Raw genomic sequence first — 16899 nt, 5'->3', positions numbered from 1 at the left:
TGAACCATTGGAACCGCTCTATCTATTTGCCTAACGCATTTCCGAACGCAAAACCGGTTCCCACTTTTGCTGGAAAGTGCTCCTAAATATGCTGCGCCAAACGCCTGATAACAGGCAGAACAGCGCGTTGATTTAACCGGTGCAATCACCGGAACTGACAGCTTTCCGGTTCTACCCCCGTAGCCGGAAACCTGTCAGGCCAGCTTGCTTCCACCCAGAACAGGCCTCTGATTGCACCCCAATTTTACGGATATACGATGAGCACTTCTCATGCACGTAACACCGGAACCCCGCTGAAAACCGAATGGTTTGACGATATCAACGTCAACCGCTCGGCACTTGAGCGCCGTGCCGCGACCATTCCCGCCCGCCGTTCGGTGAAAAAGGAATATCAGGCTGCCTGGCTGGTACGCGCCATTCAGTGCATTGACCTGACAACACTGGCCGGTGATGACACTGCCGGTCGTGTGCGCCGCCTTTGCGCCAAAGCTAAAAACCCGATCCGTGCGGATATTCTGGAAGGTCTTGGCCTCGCTGATGCCAATATCACCACCGGTGCGGTCTGCGTTTATCCGACAATGGTTCCCCATGCGGTTAAAGCGCTGGAAGGCACAAATATTCCCGTTGCTTCCGTTGCCACCGGTTTTCCTGCCGGTCTTATTCCGCTGCCGCTGCGTCTGGCTGAAATCCGCTATGCGGTTGAAGAAGGCGCGAAAGAAATCGATATCGTCATCACCCGCGAACATGTTCTGACCCAGAACTGGCAGGCGCTTTATGATGAAATGGCCGCCATGCGCGAAGCCTGCGGCGAAGCCCATATGAAGGCCATTCTGGCTACCGGCGATCTGCAGACCCTGACCAATGTCTATAAGGCATCTATGGTTGCAATGCAGGCCGGTTCCGACTTCATCAAAACCTCAACAGGCAAAGAAGAAGTCAACGCAACCCTGCCGGTCAGCCTGACCATGGTGCGTGCATTGCGCGACTACGGCGAACTCACAGGCCAGATCATCGGCTTCAAGCCTGCCGGTGGCCTGCGTACTGCAAAAGAAGCCCTCGTCTGGCTGTCGATGATGAAGGAAGAGCTGGGTCATGACTGGCTGCAGCCGGATCTGTTCCGCATCGGCGCTTCCTCATTGCTCGGCGATATTGAACGCCAGCTCGAACATTATGTGACCGGCCGTTATGCCGACCTCTCCCGTCACGCTGCGGCATAAGGAATTACGACAATGGCACAGATCAAGGATATTCTGAACACAATGGAATATGGTCCGTCTCCCGAAGCCAATGGCGATGTTGTTGCATGGCTGAAAAATCATTCCGCGCCGTTTGGTCATTTCATCAATGGCCGCTTTACCGATGCAGGCAATGCGCAGATTATTGATGTCATCAATCCGGCAACGGAGCAGCGTTTGGCAGGCATTGCCAAAGGCACTGCGGAAGATGTTGATACGGCTGTCAAAGCCGCACGCGCTGCGTTCGGCAAATGGTCAAAGCTTTCCGGTCATGAGCGCGCAAAATATCTGTACGCCATTGCCCGTCACCTGCAGAAGCGTGAGCGTTTCTTCTCCGTGCTGGAAAGCATGGATAACGGCAAACCGATCCGCGAAAGCCGCGATATTGATGTGCCGCTTGCTGTCCGTCATTTCTATCATCACGCCGGTTGGGCTGAGATGGTGGAAGATGAGTTCCGTGGTTTCTCCCCTGTCGGTGTTTGCGGTCAGGTGATCCCGTGGAACTTCCCGCTCTTGATGCTGGCATGGAAAATCGCCCCTGCACTCGCTGCCGGTAATACAGTTGTACTGAAGCCTGCCGATCTGACACCGCTGACAGCGATCGCCTTCGCAGAAATCTGCCATGAAGTCGGTCTGCCTGCCGGTGTGGTCAATATCGTACAGGGCGACGGTGAAACCGGTGCGCTGATCTGCGGCCATGAGGATGTCAACAAGGTTGCCTTTACCGGCTCGACCAATGTCGGCCGTGTCATCCGCGAACAGATTGCCGGTTCCGGTAAAAAACTGTCGCTGGAACTCGGCGGCAAGTCACCATTCATCGTTTTTGAAGATGCCGATCTCGACAGCGCGGTTGAAGGCGTGGTTGATGCGATCTGGTTCAATCAGGGTGAAGTGTGCTGTGCAGGTTCCCGCCTTCTGGTACAGGAAGGCATTGCCGAGCGTTTCTATGCCAAGTTGCGCAAGCGTCTTGAAACAATCCGCGTCGGTGATCCGCTGGATAAATCGACCGATGTCGGCGCAATCGTTTCGCCATTGCAGGTGAAACGCATTTCCGCACTGATCGCCAAAGGCGTGGAAGAAGGCGGTGCGCTCTGGCAGACTGCGAATGCCCTGCCAGCCAAAGGCAGCTTCATCGCGCCGGGCTTCTTTACAGAAGTGGATCAGGCTTCCACAGTTTGTCAGGTTGAAATTTTCGGCCCGATTGCGGCAGCAACAACCTTCCGCACACCGGCTGAAGCGATTGCACTGGCCAATAACACCTCTTACGGACTGGCCGCTTCCATCTGGTCGGAAAATATCAATACCGCTCTGGATATTGCAGCCTCTGTTAAAGCCGGTGTTGTCTGGATTAACTGCACCAATATGCTTGATGCCGGTGCCGGTTTCGGCGGTTATCGCGAAAGCGGTTTCGGCCGTGAAGGCGCGCGCGAAGGGCTTTATGAATATCTGGTCAGCGACTGGGAAAAAGCTCTGCCGCTCGTTAAAGAAACTGATGCACCATCTTTCTCCGCTCTGCCTGTAGCCGGTGAAAAAGTGGCTGCCGGTTCTATCGACCGCACCATGAAAAACTATGTCGGCGGCAAGCAGGCACGCCCTGACGGTGGTGCAAGCTATGCGGTTTACGGCAAAGGCAATGTTGTCATCGGCGAAGCACCGCTCAGCAACCGCAAAGATATCCGTAATGCCGTAGAAGCAGCAGCCAAAGCCGGAGCATGGGGCGGTGCAACTACCCATAACCGTGCACAGGTACTGTATTACTTAGGCGAAAATCTCGAACAGCGCCGTGCTGAATTCATTGAATTACTCACCACCAGCACCGGTGTTTCCGAGAAAAAGGCAGAAGAAGAATTCGACGCTTCAATCCGTCGTATTTTCTATTATGCCGCACAGGCAGACAAGTTTGACGGAGCCGTTCACTCCACCAAATCGCGTCATGTCACACTGGCCATGAATGAGCCATGGGGCGTGACCGGTATTGTCTGTCCTGATGAATTACCATTGCTCTCAATGGTCTCACTGATCCTGCCAGCCATTGCTATGGGCAACCGGACTGTCGTTGTGCCGTCCGGCCGTCATCCGCTGATTGCCGGTGCTTTCTATCAGGTACTGGATACATCAGACGTACCGGCCGGTGTGGTCAATCTCATCACCGGTGAACGCGATGTGCTGGCGAAAACGCTGGCTGAGCATGATGCCGTGTCCGCGCTCTGGTATGTCGGCTCACATACAGGCAGTGCCATGGTTGAAAAAGCCTCGACAGGCAATCTCAAAGCCACATGGGTAAGCAATGGCCGTCAGCGCAACTGGCTGGATACAGCGCAGGGTCAGGGACGCGATTATCTGCGCCGTGCGGTGCAGGTGAAAAATATCTGGGTGCCATACGGCGCATAATTCAGAAATAATTGATAAAGCCGCCGCCTGTTTCAGGCGGCGGCTTTTTTTATGAGCCTTGTTGCGCATCTTACTTGTGTGCTTTGGCAGCACTCAATCGTTTGCGGCGTAATTCACCCGGGGTCACCATCCGGCATTTTTTCAATGCTGTTGTCATATGGCTCTGGCTGGAAAAACCTGCCCTGTCAGCAATTTCCGCCAGACAAATATCCGTATCGACCAGCATCTCCTCTGCCGCATTCAACCGCAGCATCAGCAAGAATTGATGCGGCGTCTGTCCGAAACTCTCGCGGAATGATGTCAGGAAATGCCCGCCGGACACGCCCAATATATCCGCCATTTTAGAGATGGATAATTTGCGCATATAGTTTTCGCGCAAATAAGCTTCGATACGCCTTGATGCCTGATAAGACAGGCCACCGCTTTCCTGCCGGCTGCTCCCTGCCCTCAGGAAGGAATGGTTCTGTACCAGCTGCACCATCAGGACCGACAGCAATGCTTTAATATATCCTGCGCTGACCGGTGCATTTTTAAGCAGTTCCGCGCGCAACAGATTGGCAATCAGCAGTGCCTTTGGATTTGGCAGTCTTGTAGGATGCGGGAACAATTCTTTAAGAGATAAACCGCCGGTAATATCCTGCAAGTCGCTCAGCAAAGAGTCATCCAGTGCAATCTGAATATAATCCGTTTCAATCGGCCAGCTCATTACATATTCGGCACCTTGCGGAATAATCAGCACTGATCCGGCTGGCGCGTCAAAACTTTCCCCGAATTTGCCCTGCAAAGACCAATGCAGATCTTTGATCGCCGCAAGCGTGATAATGACCACATAATGATCATGCTCACAGCTGAATTTACCGCTATGGCTCATAATATAGGCAATCTGATTATTGTAATGCACCAGATTCTTAAATGTATCAGAGAAACTGCTGTTCAGTTGTCCATCCGCCTCACGGAATAAAATCCCTTGTGAAACTGCAGCATGATCTTCGCCGTTGGCTGTAAATAGATTGTTCATCTCGCACCCCAATGAATTAAACATTATTTACTTGTAATATTTTGCCTTTCCCCTTCTGCCCGCATTTGCAGAAACTGCTGACGGCAGCGGGATGGCACCCCGATTTACACAACCTGTTTTACGCAACCTCACTCTTCACAAAATATCTACCATAGGTTGTATTAACCATGCAATTAAAATTTTACGAGACAAGTTAATTTTTTAATTCCCTGGCAGAGTTTTCATTATCATATTGATTTAACTATAAAATTTACAAAAATTGTAATATTTCAGATTATTCCGATACTAAAGCTGAAAAATACAACCGTTGTAGATCTCTGCACGATAAACAATTACAGGTTGTATTATCGCAACAATCATTGAACACGCCCGACTGATAAAACTGCGTGCGAAATTACCGTTTTCTCAGCTCCCTCCCCGTCAATGCTGTGCTTTTAAGTCAATCCGGTTGGAAGTTTCACATTCCATTTCACAACACCGCAATTGTCTCATAATCAGGACATTAAGGTGTAAACTTCGATCTATACAGATGATTGGTGCAGTTTTATGTTCATATCCAGACGATAACACTTCACGAACCACCGGCTGAGCACAAACAACCAGCCATCAGTCAGTGAGCGTTATCAGAGGAAATTACGCGGCAGAACAAGCTGTCTGACCGCACAGCATATAACCCGTCCGCGAGGCGGATTAACAACTGAGGAGACTTAAAATGACCAATCCGGCAAATTTCAACGGCCAGCGTCCGGTTATCGACCCAAATGATGCAGTTATGCTGCTGATCGATCATCAGAGCGGCCTGTTCCAGACTGTCGGCGATATGCCAATGCCTGTTCTGCGCAATCACGCAACTGCGCTTGCCAAGATCGCAACACTGGCCAATATTCCGGTTATCACCACCGCTTCTGTTCCGCAGGGTCCGAACGGCCCGCTGATTCCGGAAATCCATGCCAATGCGCCTCATGCGCAATATATTGCCCGTAAAGGCGAAATCAATGCATGGGATAATCCGGACTTTGTTGCAGCCGTTAAAGCAACCGGCCGCAAAACCCTGATTATTGCCGGTACAATCACCAGTGTTTGCATGGCCTTCCCGTCAATCAGCGCGGTGCAGGATGGTTATAAAGTCTTTGCTGTTATCGATGCTTCCGGCACTTATTCGAAAATGGCACAGGAAATTACTCTGGCACGTGTGATGCAGGCCGGCGTTGTGCCGATTGATACCGCTGCTGTGGCTTCTGAAATCCAGCGCAGCTGGAACCGTCCGGACGCTCAGGAATGGGCTGAAGTCTACACCAAGATTTTTCCTACCTACCAGCTTCTGATTGAAAGCTATGTTAAGGCACAGGAAGTTGAGAAGAACCACGAAGTTCTCGACTCAATGCGCAAGTAACAACAAAAACGGCAGGCGGTTTCCGCCTGCCGTTTTTTCATTAATACTAATACAAGCAATAAATATCTGAATTCCGCTTCAACTATTCGGAAGGGATATCAAGCCATGCATTCTGTTCTCACAACCACCCCTCTTATATTTGCCGGTCTGACTGCGCTGATGAATCCTGCCGCAGCGAATGACGCAAATCTCATTCTTTACAACGGCAACATCATCACCATGAATGAAAACCAGCCTGCTGCAACGGCACTGGCGATTTCGGGCAATCATATTCTTGCTGTTGGTGATGACACGTTCGCAGAAAAATTCAGCACTGACAAAACCCGCCGCATTGATCTGCAAGGCAAGACTGTCATTCCGGGTCTGGTCGATACTCATATTCATGCCATTCGCGGCGGTCAGACTTATACATCCGAAACCTATTGGTATAATGAAACCAAACTGCCGGACGCTCTGAAAACCTTACAAGAGGCAGCAGCAGGCAAACAACCGGATCAATGGGTTGCCGTTGTCGGTTCATGGTTGCCGGAACAGTTTGAAGAAAACCGCGCTCCGACTGTGGCAGAACTGAGCAAAGCCGTTCCCGATCATCCGGTCTATGTTCAATATTTGTATGATTATGCTTTGCTCAATGAGAAGGGTATCAAAACCTTAAAACTCAATGAAGCCGAACCGGCCCTACCGCAGGGTATTCAGGTTGAGCGCGATGCGAATGGCAAGGCAACCGGTAAATTGCTGGGACATATCGGCTCCTATAATGCACTCTTTGCCAAGATGATGCCCGCAGGTCGCGAACAACAGTTGCAAAGCATGCAGGTGTTTTTCTCGGCGCTTAACAGTGCCGGTATGACCGGTTTTATTGATCCATCCGCTGGCCCTTCTTCCGCCTATGAAAACCTCTTTGCCCTGCAAATGGACGGCAAACTGACGCTGCGCGCAGGATATCGCATTCCGGCCATGCAATCCGGTACGGAGGCGGAATGGTTCAAAAACCTTATGGCCTTCCGCCAGCCTTATTATGACACCGGCATGGTCAGCTTTCTCGGCATTGGTGAATCCATCGTTGCAGCCATGAATGACGGCGTTCAGATGGGGTCTGGCTTCACCTCTCCACAGGCAGCCAAAGACGAGTTACGCAAAGTCGCGCAATTTGCAGCACAACGGCGTATTCCGCTGGAAATTCACGCCTATACCGATGATGCAGCCAGCGATATTCTGACCGTGTTTGAAGATGTGAACACGGCTTATCCCTTGCAGGATTTACGGTGGTCTCTCGCGCATCTCAACACCGGTTCAGAAGCTACACTGGAGCGGATGAAAAAGCTGGGACTGTCCTACACCGTACAGATGGGTCCTTATTTTGAAGGCCCCGCAATTCTGAAAGCCAATGGCGAAGATATTGCTGCCAAATCCCCGCCAACCCGTGCAGCTATTGATAAAAATATTCTGGTTGCAGGCGGCACGGATTCCACACGTATCGGCATTTATGGTATCTGGCAGGCGATTGAATATCACGTCACCGGCCGTTCGCTCGGCGGTGTTATCCAAAAAGCAGAGGATCAATTGCTGTCCCGTGAAGAGGCTCTCGCACTCTATACGAAAAACGCGGCATGGATCGGTTTTGCGGAGCAGAACCGTGGCACGCTGGAGACCGGAAAACAGGCCGATCTCGCAGTTCTGGATCAGCCTTATCTGACCGTTCCGGCAGAAGAAATCGATAAGATACGCTCGGTTCTGACCATTGTAGACGGCAAAATCGTGCATGAAAATCTGACGGAAACACCCGCCGCCGCGCAATAAATATAGATTGCCGGACAGCTAGCCAATAGCAGGCAAGGAGCATAATCCGCTCCCTGCCTGCTATATCCGCACATTCAGAGCACCTCACCCGAGACAGTATGTTTTCTGTCTTCATCGGTTACCGAAGTCAGCTTTTTCAGCTTTCTGCTCAGCCAGCTGTTCAGATCATCCATCGCGGTAAACATAACCGGCACGAAAACCAGACTGAGTGCCGTTGAGGTTATCAGCCCGCCGATCACAGCAACCGCCATCGGCGCGCGAAACTCCGCATCCCCACCGATACCAATGGCAGCGGGCACCATCCCCGCCACCATGGCGATTGTGGTCATGATAATCGGCCGGACACGCGTAATACCGGCTTTCAGCAAGGCCGCATCGCGATCAAGACCTTCCTTGCGGCACTCAATGGCATAATCTACCAGCAGAATAGAATTTTTGCAGACAATCCCCATCAGCATCAGAATACCGATAACCGATGACAGATCCAAAGCCGCACCATAGAGAAGCAGTGCAATCGCCGCACCGCCGATGGAAAGCGGCAAGGCAATCAGAATGGTAAAAGGTTGCAGGAAGTCCTTAAACAACAGCACCAGCACTGCCGCCACCATCAGAATACCGGTCAGCAACGCCAGTCCGAAATTACTGAACATTTCTGCCATATATTCCGCACTGCCATATTCCACTTCGCGGACACCTTCAGGCAGGTTTTTATAGGCGGGCAGCGCAGCAATCGCTGCCAGTGCCGTGCCGAGCGTCGCATTATTATCCAGATTAGCCTGCACCTCGATCATCCGCATCCGGTTCAGACGCTCCACACGGCTTTCCGCAGAACCGAAGGAAATATCCGCAACGGATGCAAGCGGAACCGGATTGCCCGTTGCGGTTCCCACTTTCAGGTTCTTCAGCATATCCAGATCGCTGCGGGCAGAATTCTCCAGCAGAACACGGATCGGTATTTGCCGGTCACCCAGATTAAACTGCGCCGAATTGGCATCCGTCTCACCCACTGTTCCGATGCGGGCAACCATACCGATCGAGGCCGGTGACACACCAAGGCGCGCAGCTTCATCCAGACGCGGTTTTACATGCAGCTCCGGTGCAGGCAGAGGTTCGGATGAAACCACATTGGCGAGTTCCGGCAGTTCACGCATCTGGGCTTCCAGCTCGCGGGCAGCACGGGTGAGATTTTCTCCGCTATTGCCGACGAGAATAATAGCCACTTCTTTGCCGCCGCCGTCTTTTGTAAAGGTGAACTGAATATCCGGTATTGCAGCAACCAAAGGACGGATAACCGCTTCGAATTCCTTCTGGCTTGTCTCCCGTTCCGCACGCGGCTTGAGATTAATCAGCAGGGAGAACTCATTCACACCATCCGATGATGTGGCCAGAATATCCTTTATCTCAGGTCGTTTCAGCAGCTGATTGACAATGTCGTCTGAGACACGGGCGGTCTCATCAAGGCGGGTACCCGGTGCCAGAGTTACGCTGATTTGTGAAACATTGGAGTCGCTTTGCGGCATGAAGCCGGTGGGCAGCAATGTCATGAGATAGACCGAACCGGCAAAAATACCCGCCACCATGGCAAAGGTTGCTTTACGGTGATGCAGCGTCCAGCTCAGCAATCCGAGATACCAACGGCCAAGTACAGAAGATCCCGGCGCTTTATCACTCACCGGATGCGGCTGCAACATATAGGCAGCCATCAGCGGCGTGAGCAAACGAGCAACAGCGAGGGAGACCAGCACTGCAATCGCAACAGTCAGGCCGAACTGTTTGAAATATTGCCCGACCGCACCACCGATAAAACTGACCGGTGCAAAAATAGCGACGATCGTCAGGGTTGTCGCAACAACAGCAAGCCCGATCGCATCTGATGCTTCAAGCGCTGCAATATAGGGGCGCTTGCCCATATGAATATGGCGCTCAATATTCTCTATCTCCACAATCGCATCATCAACGAGAATACCGATGACGAGTGTCAGAGCCAGCAGACTGATGCTGTTAAGTGTAAAATCGAGGAGATACATCGCCGCAAATGTTGGCAAAATGGAAAGCGGCATGGCCACCGCTGCGATCACGGTCGCCCGCCAATTGCGAAGGAAAAGAAACACCACCGCAACCGTCAGCGCAGCGCCTTCCAGCAGTGTGGTGATCGCATTATTATAGCTCTGCACCGTATATTCGACCGTGGAGCTGACCTCCCTGATCTCTGTGCCCGAATTGAGCTGTCTTATGTCCTCAAGCCGGTTTTTGACACCATTGGCAACAACCGTATCGCTATAGCCCTTTGCACGGAACACAGAAAAGCCAACCACGGCTTTGCCGTCCAGACGGGAGAAGCCGCGCGGCTCACCCGCCCCGTCCTGTATTGTGGCAATCTCACGCAACGGGATCCACCGGTTGCCCGGCAATAAGATCGTTAAAGCGGAAAGCTCTTCCACCGTTCTGGCGCTTGCAATCGTGCGCAGCGACTGTTCCCTGTCGCCGATATTGCCCCGCCCGCTCGGCACATTCACATTCAGCTCGCGCAAAGCAGAATTGACCTGATCCGCCGATACACCAAGTGCCAGCAACCGCTCCGGTTTCAGCGCAATACGCACCTCACGATTGACACCGCCCAGTCGCTGCACTTTCTGCACACCGGGCACGGCCAGTAGTTCACGGGTAATCGTATCATCCACGAACCATGACATATCAACCGCCGAAATATCCGACGCGGAAATCGTGTAATAAAGGATTGCCCCGCCTTCAACATCGACACGGCTGACCACCGGCTCCTGAATAGTCTGTGGCAGATCTGAGCGGATCTGCGCCACGGCCTCACGCACATCATTGGTGGCACGGTCGGGATCAACCCCGATGCGGAACTCCACTGTGGTCGTCGACACGCCGTCCGCAATGGAGGAGCGCAGATGTTTGACCCCTGCGATGCCGGATACCACACCTTCAATACGGCGTGTAATCTGCGCTTCCATTTCGGAAGGGGCAGCACTGGCCTGCGTTACCGCAACCGTCACCACGGGAAAGGATACATTGGGATTGGCATTCACCGGCAGCTTATTGAATGCAGCCCAGCCGGCAAGGGTCAGAACAATGAAAAGAACAAGCGTCGGCACCGGCTTGCGGATTGCCCAGGCGGAAATATTACTGGTCATAAACAATACTTTCAGGGAATCCGGATTTTCAAGGCGCCCGTGCAGGAACAGGTGTTACCGTCTCGCCGTCGCGGAGCAGCGGCCCTGCTTTTTCAATGATGTGATCGCCTGCGCTTAAACCCGAACGGATTTCAACAGCTCCGTTCTTGCGCAAGCCGAGCTTGACTGTTTTCTTGACAGCCTTACCGCCGACAACAACAAAGACCGAGGCATCGGATGCCTCACGGCCATGCAAAAGCGCAGAGTCATTGACCAGAATTGCCTTGCTTTGCGAAAACACCACGTCTGCCCTGCCGAAAGCACCGGAGAAGAGCGATATTTGTTTGCCCTCAATCGCGATATAGGCTCTGCCCAGCCGCGTTTGGCGGTCGATTTTCGGCGATAATAAGCGGATATGTCCGGCTGCGATTTTCCCGTCAGGCAGTGTGACATGCGCCGCCTGACCTGCCTTCATCAGCAGGATTTCACTTTCCGGTACTTCAGCCGCAAATTCTATCTCGCCGTCGCGGATAAGGCTGAAAAGTGTGCCGCTACCGGCCAGTGCACCAACGCGCGCATTGCGTTCTGAAATGATACCGCTGACCGGTGCATGAATAACAGCCCGTGCCCTTTCGCTTTTCGCCTCCGCCAGTTGCGCCTCAGCCTGCGTGAACTCGGCCTTTGCCACTCCCACACTCTGCTCGGCAATATTCAGCGCCGACAGCTTATCATCATAGGATTGCTCGCTGACAGCACCATTGCTGCGCAGGCGCTGTGTGCGGTTCAGGTTGGACTGCGCCTGCGCCTGTGTCGCCTCCTGCTGAGCCAGCCATGCACGGGCGCGGGCAACACGCGCTTCTGTTTCTCTGAGCTTGATATCCAGTTTCACCGTATCCAGCCGCATCAGCACCTGTCCGGCGGTTACATAATCACCGGCCTCCGCTTCAACCGCGGCAATACGCTGATCCTGCAATGTTGTACCTACCGCCACTTCTTCGCGCGGCACAAACAGCCCGTTAAAACCCAGTTTCCATTCCGTTGGTACCGGCTTGGCTACAGAAGTGGTGACAGTGCGTTCCGCCACGGCGATCTGAGCCCCCGCAATCGCTGCATCTGCAGGAGCAGCCTCTGCCGAAAAAGCCGCTGAAGCGGCCAGAGAATATGCGGACAGGGAGAGGCACAACAGAAACCTCATATTTGATTACCTTTCAGGTTGGCGGAACTGCATCCGGAACGGCAACACAAACAATATTTTTGTTAAGCTTCAGCGGAGGAAATACAGAAAACTGCAGAACCCGCCCAAACGCGGCGATTTCGGCCTTTCAGCAGCTCTTTCACAGCTACGCACAGGATATTTCCGTGCAGAAATTTTTCAGCTTTTAAATATGAGTATTTTTGTATAGTATTAAAAATCTATTCATCCGCCCCCCCTTTGCACGCAGTCACACGGCATGAGCATTCCATCAACCGACCATTCTGAAGACCTGTTGTCTGTCTATTTGCGGCAGTTGAAATGGCTGCGCGAAATACTCAAAAAACGCACCAGCTCCCATGAGCTGGCCGATGATGCATTGCAGGAAACATGGCTGCGCCTGTCCAAAATACAGGAGCGCTCTTCTGAGGTTCGCGATCATCGCGCTTTCATCATGTGGATTGCCACTAATATTGCGATTGATCTGCTGCGCAAGGAACAGCGCCACCACAAAGCCTGCCTCAGCGATGAAGAGATTTTGCAGGCGATTGCCGATACTGCGCCGACACCGGAGGTCTTCGCGATTGACCGCGACCAGTTGCGGCAACTTATTTACGCCCTGCTGCAATTACCGGAAAAACCGCGTAAAGCCTTATTGCTGGCACGCTGCGACCTGCTGACCCATTATGAGATTGCCCGCCGTCTGGGCGTGTCGGAAAGTATGGTCGCGCGTTATCTCGCGCAGGCATTGCGCCATTGCCGCGATCATTTCCGCACACTCGCCTGAGCCGCTATGCCCGAAAAAATCAGATATAAAACGGATATCAGCTTAAGTGATGAGGCAATCGACCGGATTGTACAGCTGAGCTCCGGACGGGCAACCGCACAGGACCATGCGGGTTTTGCAGACTGACGTCGTCAAAGCGCCGAGCATGAAATGGCAGCACGCGAGGCTGAGGCACTGTGGCACGGCATTGGCACAGCCGGTAAAAGCATCCGCAAATCCGCAAATCAAAAACAATTCACCAGACGCGCGGTTCTCGGCCTGGCCGGACTGATAACTGGTGGTGCCGCGCTGCATCAGACGGGGCTCATCGGGCCGCGTCTCTATGCCGATTTTACAACTGCTACGGGTGAGCAACGCAGCATTATGCTGGCTGACGGTTCAACCGTGTTTCTCAATGCCGGTTCTGCACTCTCTGTTGATATGTCAGCCAATGAGAGACGGCTGACCCTCTATGAAGGGCAAGCACTGTTTACTGTCGCAAAAGACGCGGCACGCCCGTTTATCGTTGAGGCACTTGACGGGCAGACCCGTGCTCTGGGAACGATTTTTGATATTGATATCAAACCTCAGCAGGTTGCTGTCACGGTGATTGAAGGCACTGTCGGTGTCAGCAGCCGGATACAACCTGCAAACCGGACAAGCAATATGGTTGTTGCCGGTGCCAATACCCGTATCCGCTATGAAGACACAGGTAATATATCCGCACCGGAAGAGGTGGATTCCGACATTGAAACTGCATGGCGCCGCGGCAAATTGATTTTCAACGCCAAGCCACTCGGCGATGTGGTTACAGAAATTGAACGCCATCGCGGCGGGACAATTGTTCTTGCCAGCAACCGCCTGCAAACACTGCAGGTCACCGGCGTTTTTGATCTCAACCAGCCGGAAGAGATTTTACAGGCCATTGAAACCACTTTGCCTGTCTCCGTGATCCGCCTGCCTTTTGTGACAATTTTGCGCTAAAAAACTACCCGATTCAAATTTATGATAAAAATAATCATATTTTTATATTTTACCGGTGCAAGATCAGCCATGCCGTTTCGTCTTTGAATTATGAGGCCGGAATTTCCGTCATGAGCGGAGGCCGGAATGTGTCATATTGGTAAGGCGGAATATTTCCATGCAGGCTATCATCAAGGCGAAAAAGCGCTCTTTGTCCCAACATGCGCAAAAGGCCGGACTTCTGGCTTCGGTTGCGTTTATTGCAATGCTTGGCACCGGATTGCCGATGATTGCCCATGCGCAGACCACTGTATCGCAGACGATCAGTTTCAATATCCGCGCACAAAATCTGGGTTCAGCACTTGCCGGTTTTGCCGACCGTGCCGGCCTCAAACTGCTGATGCGATCCGATATGGTATCCGGCAAGACAAGTCCTGCGGTGCAAGGCACGATGACACGGGAACAGGCACTGGGCAGATTGCTGTCCGGCTCCGGCCTGAATTACTCTATTCAGGGCACAACGCTCACAATTCATGATCCGGCAGGAAGCGCCCAATCCGTAGTTGCACCGGACGGCACCGTGACGCTGAACACAATCACCGTGACCAATGGCGGTGCAATTGCAGCCGCTGAAGCGCCATATCACACGGCAGCGCCGACCTCTTATATTTCAGAGCAGACGATTGAGCGTTTTCGCGGCGCAAGCCCTGCAGACATTTTCCGCGGTACGCCGGGCGTGATGTCCGGTGAAGCCCGCAATGGTGCCGGTGCGATTGATGTGAATATCCGCGGTATGCAGGGCATGGGGCGCGTGGCCACCACCATCGACGGTGCGGAAAATGCCATTAATGTCTATCAGGGCTATCAGGGCATCTCGAACCGCACTTTTGTTGATCCGGATTTTCTCGGCGGCATTGATATCCAAAAAGGCTCCGATGCTGCATCCAGCGGCATTGCCGGTACGGTCGCCATGCGTACAATTGAGGCGGGCGATATTGTCAAGGAAGGCAACCGCTTCGGCCTGCGTGTCAAAGGCGGTTTCGGTACCAATTCCAGCAAACCTGAAGAGGGTAATGTTGCTGGCTACGAAATTATCAATAGCGGTTATCCCGGCGATCTGCAGCCGGAATTCGATCACCTCTATGTACCAAGTGTTAAGAGTTCGGATGACACCATGAACCGTCCGGCTTTTCTGAAGCCGACCAATGGTTCAGGCAGTATCGTTGCGGCCATGCAGGATGAAAATATTGAACTGCTGGCAGGCTATGCCTATCGCGAGCGCGGCAATTACCATGCTGGTAAAAACGGCCCTGCTGCCGGTATTGCCAATCTCGGCGGGATGAGCGTATGCAGTTTTCTTTGTAACTTACCCAATCCTGAATACAGATGGTATCCGCAATATATTGAGAATACAGGTCTGGCCAATTACCGCCCCGGTGAACAAGTTCTCAACACCCAAATGGCAACGAAATCCCTGCTGCTGAAAGGCAAGGTTATGTTCGGCGACGGGCATAGTATTCAGCTTGGCTATACAGGCTTTGAAAGCAAGGCCGGTACTTTTAAGGCCAATGCTTTGAGTACGCTCGGACAACAAGCCAGACAACAGCGCCTGACGACAGATATAGAAGCACACACCGGAACATTTAAATATCGCTGGGATCCTGAAGAGAATGATCTGATTAATCTCAAGGCCAATCTCTGGGGTACGAAGCTGAAGCAACGCAATCCGGTCGACTGGCTGCCGGCAAATGCACCGGTCGACTTTAAATCCGGACCGAACCTGTGGACATGGGGCGGCGATATCAGCAACCGTTCACAGTTCACGACTGCCTATGGTGATTTTGATATGACCTATGGCGCGTCTTACAAAGAAGAAGATACCAAGCCGACCGAAGGAACAAGGAAATGGGACACATTTCTTGATTTGCGTGACGGCACCCGTAAAGAAGCCGCAGCCTATATCAAGACAGCGTATAAACCGGTTGACTGGCTGACGGTCAATGGCGGCCTGCGCTATTCCCATATGTGGTCGCGCGATCGCAGCCGCACAAAATATGTTCATCCTGATATGGTTTACGGCAAAGCGCGTTTCAAACAGGGCGGCTTCAGCCCGTCATTGGGTGTCACGGTCGAACCATTTGACGGCGCACAATTCTACACCAATTATTCCAGCACCTTACGCGCGCCGAGCATTATGGAAGCCGTGTCCGCTTTCAATATGACCGTGAATGAAGATGCAAAGGCAGAGCGTTCCAACAATTGGGAAATCGGTGCAAACTTCATTCAGGATGACCTGATTACCGGTACAGATCGTGCAATGCTCAAACTGGGTTACTTCAACTGGGATGTAAAAGATTACATCGCCCGCGAGTTCCACAGATATGCGAACTCTGCGAATGTGCGCATTTTCAATATTGACCGCGCCCGTTTCTCCGGTCTTGAAATGTCGGCCAATTATGCGCTCGGCGGTTTCGAAGCCACACTGGCTGCCAATTATTATCTGAATGTGGAGTTCTGCCGTACCGCTGAAACCTGTGAAAACAAATCTCTCTATGCCGACTATGCCACCAATCACGTACCGCCTAAATATGGTATAGACCTGACCCTGACCCAGAAATTACTGGATGATGCACTCACAGTCGGCGGCCGCATTTCCTATACCGCATCGCGTGCGAGCGGACATGGTGATGTCACAGGTCAGGGCATGTCGCAGTTCATCACGATGATCAACTGGCAGCCTTACACATTGATAGATGTGTTTGCAGAATATAAAATCAACGACACTTATACCGCCAGCGTGCGCGTGGAAAATCTGACAGACCGGTTCTATGTCGATCCGCTCAGCCTTGCACAGCAGCCGGGACCAGGCCGGACATTCTATGCATCTCTGACGGCCAATTTTTAAAGCTCACAGGGACAACCAGACCGCTATGCCGTTGGGTCACACGCACCGGCATAGCCCCTGCCCGTATCTGAAGCGAAGATTTATGCCTTGCAATATAAACTT

10 protein-coding genes are annotated in these 16899 nt (G+C 52.5%); 7 read left to right on the top strand and 3 right to left on the bottom strand.

Annotated elements, in window-relative coordinates; translation table 11 throughout:
• Positions 1–257 precede the first annotated feature (257 nt).
• Positions 258–1217: a deoxyribose-phosphate aldolase gene (gene deoC, locus BKD14_RS12530; protein ID WP_022709622.1), complete on the top strand. Its 960-nt coding sequence runs from the start codon at positions 258–260 to the stop codon at positions 1215–1217.
• Between the two features lie 12 nt (positions 1218–1229).
• Entirely contained in the window at positions 1230–3626 is a 2397-nt protein-coding gene (locus tag BKD14_RS12525; RefSeq protein ID WP_075656496.1) for an aldehyde dehydrogenase family protein, read from the top strand.
• A gap of 70 nt (positions 3627–3696) precedes the next feature.
• Here the strand turns inward: BKD14_RS12525 and BKD14_RS12520 are convergent, their stop codons facing one another.
• Positions 3697–4644 (bottom strand): AraC family transcriptional regulator, encoded by a 948-nt coding sequence (locus tag BKD14_RS12520; RefSeq protein WP_075656494.1) that lies wholly within the window; start codon positions 4642–4644, stop codon positions 3697–3699.
• Positions 4645–5356: 712 nt separating this feature from the next.
• On the opposite strand from BKD14_RS12520, the gene BKD14_RS12515 reads away from it, so the two are divergent.
• Positions 5357–6037, top strand: a complete 681-nt coding sequence (locus BKD14_RS12515; protein WP_075656492.1) for a hydrolase — start codon at positions 5357–5359, stop codon at positions 6035–6037.
• Positions 6038–6142: 105 nt separating this feature from the next.
• Positions 6143–7837: an amidohydrolase gene (locus tag BKD14_RS12510; protein ID WP_075656490.1), complete on the top strand. Its 1695-nt coding sequence runs from the start codon at positions 6143–6145 to the stop codon at positions 7835–7837.
• Between the two features lie 74 nt (positions 7838–7911).
• Here the strand turns inward: BKD14_RS12510 and BKD14_RS12505 are convergent, their stop codons facing one another.
• Complete coding sequence (locus BKD14_RS12505; protein ID WP_075656488.1) at positions 7912–10992, bottom strand: efflux RND transporter permease subunit; 3081 nt, start codon at positions 10990–10992, stop codon at positions 7912–7914.
• A 28-nt stretch (positions 10993–11020) separates the two neighbouring features.
• Entirely contained in the window at positions 11021–12166 is a 1146-nt protein-coding gene (locus BKD14_RS12500; protein WP_075656486.1) for an efflux RND transporter periplasmic adaptor subunit, read from the bottom strand.
• Between the two features lie 256 nt (positions 12167–12422).
• Here BKD14_RS12500 and BKD14_RS12490 point away from each other — a divergent pair, with 256 nt between their 5' ends.
• The 3 genes from BKD14_RS12490 to BKD14_RS12480 all read left to right on the top strand — a co-directional run bounded on the left by BKD14_RS12490 (position 12423) and on the right by BKD14_RS12480 (position 16797).
• Positions 12423–12950 (top strand): sigma-70 family RNA polymerase sigma factor, encoded by a 528-nt coding sequence (locus tag BKD14_RS12490; protein WP_075656482.1) that lies wholly within the window; start codon positions 12423–12425, stop codon positions 12948–12950.
• Positions 12951–13100: 150 nt separating this feature from the next.
• Positions 13101–13913 (top strand): FecR domain-containing protein, encoded by an 813-nt coding sequence (locus BKD14_RS12485; RefSeq protein WP_245293638.1) that lies wholly within the window; start codon positions 13101–13103, stop codon positions 13911–13913.
• A 157-nt stretch (positions 13914–14070) separates the two neighbouring features.
• Positions 14071–16797, top strand: a complete 2727-nt coding sequence (locus tag BKD14_RS12480) for a TonB-dependent receptor (protein WP_083647105.1) — start codon at positions 14071–14073, stop codon at positions 16795–16797.
• Positions 16798–16899: the final 102 nt, after the last annotated feature.

It is taken from the genome of Pseudochrobactrum sp. B5 (assembly GCF_001939785.1).
Classification (GTDB): Bacteria; Pseudomonadota; Alphaproteobacteria; order Rhizobiales; family Rhizobiaceae; genus Pseudochrobactrum; species Pseudochrobactrum saccharolyticum.
The sequence above is the reverse complement of the archived record's forward strand: the minus strand, read 5'-3'. Positions and strand labels throughout refer to the sequence as shown.

What these genes read in the sequence shown, in the direction of transcription:
- deoC (WP_022709622.1), top strand. Translation starts at nt 258, where the DNA reads ATGAGCACTTCTCATGCACGTAACACCGGAACCCCGCTGAAAACCGAA.
- BKD14_RS12500 (WP_075656486.1), bottom strand. Translation starts at nt 12,166, where the DNA reads ATGAGGTTTCTGTTGTGCCTCTCCCTGTCCGCATATTCTCTGGCCGCT.
- BKD14_RS12515 (WP_075656492.1), top strand. Translation starts at nt 5,357, where the DNA reads ATGACCAATCCGGCAAATTTCAACGGCCAGCGTCCGGTTATCGACCCA.
- BKD14_RS12490 (WP_075656482.1), top strand. Translation starts at nt 12,423, where the DNA reads ATGAGCATTCCATCAACCGACCATTCTGAAGACCTGTTGTCTGTCTAT.
- BKD14_RS12480 (WP_083647105.1), top strand. Translation starts at nt 14,071, where the DNA reads ATGCAGGCTATCATCAAGGCGAAAAAGCGCTCTTTGTCCCAACATGCG.
- BKD14_RS12525 (WP_075656496.1), top strand. Translation starts at nt 1,230, where the DNA reads ATGGCACAGATCAAGGATATTCTGAACACAATGGAATATGGTCCGTCT.
- BKD14_RS12485 (WP_245293638.1), top strand. Translation starts at nt 13,101, where the DNA reads ATGGCAGCACGCGAGGCTGAGGCACTGTGGCACGGCATTGGCACAGCC.
- BKD14_RS12520 (WP_075656494.1), bottom strand. Translation starts at nt 4,644, where the DNA reads ATGAACAATCTATTTACAGCCAACGGCGAAGATCATGCTGCAGTTTCA.
- BKD14_RS12510 (WP_075656490.1), top strand. Translation starts at nt 6,143, where the DNA reads ATGCATTCTGTTCTCACAACCACCCCTCTTATATTTGCCGGTCTGACT.
- BKD14_RS12505 (WP_075656488.1), bottom strand. Translation starts at nt 10,992, where the DNA reads ATGACCAGTAATATTTCCGCCTGGGCAATCCGCAAGCCGGTGCCGACG.